Raw genomic sequence first — 6450 nt, forward strand, 5'->3', positions numbered from 1 at the left:
GGGGGATTAAGGTGGCCCGGGGGGATCGCTGGACTGACGCCAAAAGTTTAGAGTCAGTCCAGTGCCGGGCCGAATAGGTTACTTCGCGCAGTTAGCGCATTGTTGGCTGACGATTTGCTGGAAGAAATCGTTGCCTTTATCATCGACCAGGATGAACGCCGGGAAATCTTCTACTTCGATTTTCCAGATAGCTTCCATACCCAGCTCCGGGTATTCCACGCATTCCAGATGCTTAATGCTCTGCTGCGCCAGTACCGCTGCCGGTCCACCGATGCTGCCTAAGTAAAAACCGCCGTGTTTGTGGCAAGCGTCTGTCACCTGCTGGCTACGGTTACCTTTTGCCAGCATGATCATGCTGCCGCCGTGTGACTGCAACAGGTCAACATAGGAGTCCATACGACCTGCGGTAGTCGGGCCTAAAGAGCCGGACGGATAACCCGCTGGCGTTTTTGCCGGACCCGCGTAGTAGATCGGATGATCTTTCACGTACTGCGGCAGACCTTCGCCGGACTCAATACGCTCTTTTAGCTTCGCGTGGGCGATGTCACGACCAACAATAATCGTGCCGCTCAGTGACAGACGGGTAGAAACCGGATACTGCGAAAGCTGGGCGAGGATCTCTTTCATCGGGCGGTTAAGGTCGACTTTAACCACTTCGCCTTCGCCAGCCTGACGCAGAGATTCTGGGATATATTGGCCTGGGTTATGTTCCAGTTTTTCAATCCAGATCCCTTCGCGGTTAATCTTGGCTTTAATGTTACGGTCCGCGGAGCAGGAAACGCCCATACCGACCGGGCAGGACGCGCCGTGGCGAGGCAGGCGGATCACGCGGATGTCATGCGCGAAGTATTTCCCGCCAAACTGAGCGCCAAGGCCGAGTTTCTGTGCTTCGATCAGCAGTTCCTGTTCCAGTTGCAGATCGCGGAACGCCTGGCCGTGGGCATTGCCTTCAGTCGGCAGTGCATCATAGTAGTGTGTGCTGGCCAGCTTCACCGTTTTAAGGGTGCTTTCCGCTGACGTGCCGCCAATGACGAATGCAATATGGTACGGCGGGCAAGCTGCGGTACCCAGCGTGCGCATTTTTTCCACCAGGAAGTTTTTCAGTTTTCCGGGAGTCAGCAGCGCTTTAGTTTCCTGATACAGATAGGTCTTGTTGGCTGAGCCACCGCCTTTGGCCACGCACAGGAATTTGTATTCGTCACCGTCCACGCTGTACAGATCGATTTGCGCAGGCAGGTTGGTGCCGGTATTCACTTCTTTGTACATATCCAGCGCCGCATTTTGCGAGTAGCGCAGGTTATCTTCAATATAGGTATTAAATACGCCTTTGGAGAGCGCAGCTTCATCGCCGCCACCGGTCCATACGCGTTGGCCTTTTTTACCCATGATAATGGCCGTACCGGTGTCCTGGCAGGTTGGCAAAACGCCTTTGGCGGCGATTTCAGAGTTTCTCAGGAACTGCAGCGCCACGTACTTATCGTTTTCGCTGGCTTCGGGATCATGGAGAATTGAGGCGACTTGCTGTTGGTGTTCAGGGCGGAGCATGAAGGAGGCATCGTGGAAGGCTTGCTGGGCCAGTAGCGTAAGTGCTTCAGGGGCTACTTTCAGGATTGTCTCGCCTTCAAACTCGCCGACGCTGACGTGATCGGATGTCAGCAGGTAGTACTCAGTTTTGTCTTCCCCCAGTGGGAAAGCCGCCTGGTAAGTGAATTCAACTTTTGACATTTGCTTCCAGCCTTTTCATTTTTATCAGGAATTTAGAAATTCACTGTGTCTTAAGAGTGGCGTGCCGAACCAATGCGGACGGCACGCGAACTGTGATTACAGGAAACCGTACATTGCGGCGAATATCCAACCAAAGACACAGGATACGCTTACGCCGATCAAACCAGGCAGAATGAAGCTGTGGTTGATAACGAAGCGGCCGATGTGGGTGGTACCGGAACGGTCAAACTGAATAGCAGCCAGATCGCTCGGGTATGTCGGCAGAATGTAGTAACCGTAACATGCCGGCGCCGAAGCAACGATGTACGCTGGATCAACCCCGATTGCCAGCGCGACCGGAACAATCGCCGCCAGCGCCGCTGCCTGGGAGTTTACAAACTTGGATACCAGCAGCAGAACAATTGCATAGGCCCACGGATACTCTTTCACCATATTGCCCAGCACACCTTCGATTTCTGTCATGTGCGCGCCGAACATTGTTTCGGCCATCCAGGCAATACCGTACACCGCCACAATCGCGATCATACCGGAACGGAAGACTTCGTTTTTAGATATTGAAGCGGGATTGGTCTTCGTCAGGATAATAATCAGCGCACCGGTCAGCAGCATGAACATCTGGATAACCAGCACCATGGACAGCGGTTTGCCGCTGAAGGTAGGGCGCAGCTCAGAGAATGCGCCGAGCACGGCAACAACGGCGATAGCGGCGAGGAAGATCCACATGGCCAGCCAGTTGCTTTTCGGCAGTTTTTTGTCTAACAGCGTGGCGGTGTCGCCATAAACGTAGTTGTGGTTTTCAGGGACGGAAATAAACTTCTGGAATTCTTCATCTTTATCCAGATCTTTACCACGGAACCAACTGAAAATACCGATAGCCAGTATACCCAGCAGGGTAGACGGGATGGTAATGCTGAGCAGGTCGAGGAATTCGAGATGTTTGCCTTCAAACGTCACGTTACCCAGCATGGCGACCAGTGACACAACGGCAACGGAAACCGGGCTGGCGATAATACCCATCTGCGCACCGATAGAACTCGCCGCCATCGGACGTTCCGGGCGAATATTGTTCTTAATGGCAACGTCATAAATGATTGGCAGGATGGTGTATACCACGTGGCCTGTACCACAGAGAATTGTCAGGGTGCAGGTAACAAACGGCGCGACGATGGAAACGTATTTTGGGTTACGGCGCAACAGCTTTTCAGCGATTTGCAGCATAACGTCAAGGCCGCCGGAGGCTTGCAAAGTTGCCGATGCGGCCACCACGGCAATAATAACCAGCATAACGTCTACAGGTGGTTTACCCGGCTGGAGATGGAAAACGAAAACCAGAATGACCAGGCCGATACCGCCTAATAAGCCCAGTGCGATACCACCTTTTCTGGCACCATAGAACAAACATATTAATATTATGAGAAGTTGTATACTAAATAACATTTTATTTACCCTCGCGAAAAACCCAGTCAATTTTTTGAAAAATGGATCTGTGCCACATTCTTTTTTGCCAGAATAGGCATCAAAAAATGGTCAGTATTCGATATGTCCGTATTTGCGATTAATGTTCAAATATCTGGCTAGAATGTCTTTTTAAAATTATGGCGATATTTAGCTTTTTTCTGTGGCGTTGAACAGAGGAGAGAATCCTCAGGCGATGGGAAGCATAACTGGGCATAGAGAGCTGCGGTTGACGCTGTAATTTATCTGTTTTGCGTTTTCCGCTATGGCATGAACCACCGACAGAATGAGTGAGTGGGTTATTTATGTGATCACGATCACGCCATTTCATGATGTAATGAGATTGGCATGCGGATGCTTTTATTTGCTCACAAAAATGTACGGTGTCCATGGTACGTAGCATGGTCTCCATTGCTACCAGTCTAGATTTTGTATGTCTGGTTAATTGCAGACTAATCCTTTATGGGTAAAAATACACACTCTGCGAGTTAGATAATACTTAATTAACTTTTGTTAGCGATTTTGAAATTAAAAACAGTGTGATGTTTATCAATATTGAAATATAGCGTTTGACATGCTGTATACAAATACATTTGATCTAACGCAAATTAATAAAGCGTCTGCTTCAGCCAGTAAAATAGGGATTTTTCATTATTTTAATAATTGTTACTTTCAAATAACAAATAATCCCAAAAATGTATTTATTGGCAATATTGTTTAAGCAATGAGTATTGCTCAGCCTGAACGCGGTAACGATAAACAGGTCTACCGGTCACGCCATAGTGGATGCTGGTAAATAAGATGTGACAATTAACCAGCCAGATAAGGTATTTTCGGCAAGAAACACGAGAGATATTGACCTCATTGGCCAGCTCATCCGTAGAGAACTCCTGATCCTGGTGCTCATCAATCCACTGGCACAGCGTGCGTAATGTTTGTGGCGTTAATCCTTTCGGTAAGCGACGTACTTCCTGCTCACTGGAGGAGCTGCCGTGAATCAGTTGGTCAAGCTCAGACTGTTCATAGTACTGATGCTTTTCCATCTCTGTTTTCTTATGTAGCCAGCCGGTTAGCGCTTCTTCAAAACGGGAGGCCTGGAAAGGTTTGATCAGGTAGTCAACGACACCATAGTGAAGCGAGTCTTTGATGGTGGTGGCGTCAGCGGCGGAAGAGATGACAATAACATCACACTTGCAGCCTTCGCTGTGCAGAACGGGCAGCAGATCCAGACCATTTTCTTTTTGCATGTAAATATCCAGCAAAATCAAATCGATATGATGACCGCTATGAAAGATGATCTCTTTGGCTTTCTCCAGCGTAGAGGCTGTTCCGCAGCAATGAAAACCGGAGAGTTGTGCGACATAACGACGATTTAATTCCGCTACCATTGCATCGTCATCGACAATTAAGACATTGATCATCTGCTGGCCCTCTCACCATTCCACGGTAACTGTACAAAAAATTGGGTGAAGACCCCAGGTTCAGACTCGACGGAAATATTGCCGCCAACACTTTCAACCTGCTGTTTCACAAGTGCTAAACCGACGCCTCGTTCGGTTCCTTTTGACGAGACGCCCTTTTCAAAGATGTGCTCAATGTGTTCAGGGACGATCCCCGGACCATCGTCATTCACTTCGCAATGCAACCAGCCGTGTCGATAGTGCAAGGATACGCTGATCTCGCCACCCGGTTCTTGACCTAGCGCCTCCAGGGCGTTTTCAATCAAATTCCCCAAAACGGTAATCAGCACCGCTACCTGATCTTCATTGCTGTTCTCCGGCAATTGGCTTTCATTGCTAATGACCAGACTATGGCCTAAATCAGATGTGCGATTAATCTTGCTGAGTAAAAATCCAGCGATCACCGGAGATTTTATTTTTCCTAACAGTGAGCCAATCTCTTCCTGATAATTGTTCGCGGTCTTCAGGATGTAATTTTCAAGCTGCTTATAACTTTTCAGGTGCAATAATCCCAGAATCACGTGCAATTTGTTCATGAATTCGTGGGATCGTTCACGAAGTGCGTCGGCATAGTTAACCATGCCGTCCAGGCGTTGCATCAATTTTCGAACTTCAGTTTTATCGCGGAACGTTGAAATGGCCCCGATGATTTTTCCGTTGCTGAGTACCGGAACAGTATTAATTAAGAGTAGCCGATCTTTCACCGTGATCTCTTCATCGCGGCGTGGCGTTCCGTCGCGTAGCACCTGCGAAAAATCGACCACCTGTGACCACGCGTGGCTGAGCGTTGAGAGTTGGGCATCGTCTTGTGATTTGTGGTAATCAAGCAGTTCCTGCGCCGCCTGGTTTATCAGCGTGACTTCACCACACTCGTCAACGGCAATGACACCTTCCTTTATAGAGTGCAGCATCGCCTGGCGTTGTTCGAACAGATTGGAGATTTCATACGGCTCCAGGCCAAACAGAATGCGCTTAAGGACTTTGACGAATACCCATGTGCCGAGTAACCCAACCAGAACGCCAAACAAGATGGACCAGAAGATGCTGCCGCGACTGTTATTGATCTGCTCAGTCACTCTGCTTAGCTCAAGGCCGATCGCCACCACGCCAATTTGTCGGTGATGCTCATCATAGATAGGGGTAAACACGCGCAGAGCTTTAGCCAGAAACCCACGATTAATGGCAACATTCTCTTTGCCCTGCAAAGCCAGCAAAATGTCATCGCCTTTAAATGGCTGACCGATTCGCTGCGCTTCGGGATGGGAGTAACGAATGCTTTGCATATCGGTGACGACGATGAATAAAAAATCGTTGCTCTTATTCACCGCCTGGGCAATCGCCTGAATGCCACTTTCCTCAGGTTTTTTCATTAATCCCTGACGGATCTCCGGCGAGTTTGCCAGCGTCCGCGCGACCGCAAGCGCTTTATCCGCTAACGCATTGCGCGTCATGTTGCTGATTTGCGAAAAGTAAATCAGATGAACAACAAGCAGCACTGAGAAGAGTACTGCACTGACCATGAGGATCACGGTAGTGCCGAGCTTCATCGGGCGTTTGCGTATAGCTGTATGTTGCAGTGAGTATCTCATCACGGTCCTGGAATCACGGTTTGTGCGGGTATTATTGCCTGATGGGATGCGTAATTCAAAGGTGGTAGGGATTATGGGGCTTAAGTTGTCAGTCCTTCTTCTATATATGTAGTGTGAATTGCTTTCTATATAGAGATCTCTGGACCGGTTCTCTCCACTTTTCAGCAATGCGCATCAGTAATTTTTCGGCGATTGTGGATAACTCTGTGTGTAAATGGGTA

At 48.9% G+C, this 6450-nt stretch carries 4 protein-coding genes; all 4 read right to left on the bottom strand.

All coding sequences use genetic code 11. The annotated features are described in order from the left end of the window. Window positions 1-78: 78 nt before the first annotated feature. Window positions 79-1725: a class I fumarate hydratase FumA gene (gene fumA, locus FDX04_RS03030; protein WP_137361361.1), complete on the bottom strand. Its 1647-nt coding sequence runs from the start codon at window positions 1723-1725 to the stop codon at window positions 79-81. 96 nt (window positions 1726-1821) lie between these two features. Beyond that, window positions 1822-3162, bottom strand: a complete 1341-nt coding sequence (gene dcuB / locus FDX04_RS03035; protein ID WP_003031873.1) for an anaerobic C4-dicarboxylate transporter DcuB — start codon at window positions 3160-3162, stop codon at window positions 1822-1824. 719 nt (window positions 3163-3881) lie between these two features. Further along, window positions 3882-4601 carry a two-component system response regulator DcuR gene (gene dcuR, locus FDX04_RS03040; RefSeq protein ID WP_042312889.1) on the bottom strand — a complete coding sequence of 240 codons (720 nt, stop codon included), beginning with the start codon at window positions 4599-4601 and terminating at the stop codon, window positions 3882-3884. Further along, complete coding sequence (locus tag FDX04_RS03045) at window positions 4598-6229, bottom strand: sensor histidine kinase (protein ID WP_137361360.1); 1632 nt, start codon at window positions 6227-6229, stop codon at window positions 4598-4600. Before FDX04_RS03045 ends, dcuR begins: the two co-directional genes overlap by 4 nt. Window positions 6230-6450: the final 221 nt, after the last annotated feature.

Origin of the sequence: Citrobacter sp. wls615, from assembly GCF_005281355.1 — a bacterium.
GTDB classification, from domain to species: Bacteria; Pseudomonadota; Gammaproteobacteria; order Enterobacterales; family Enterobacteriaceae; genus Citrobacter; species Citrobacter werkmanii.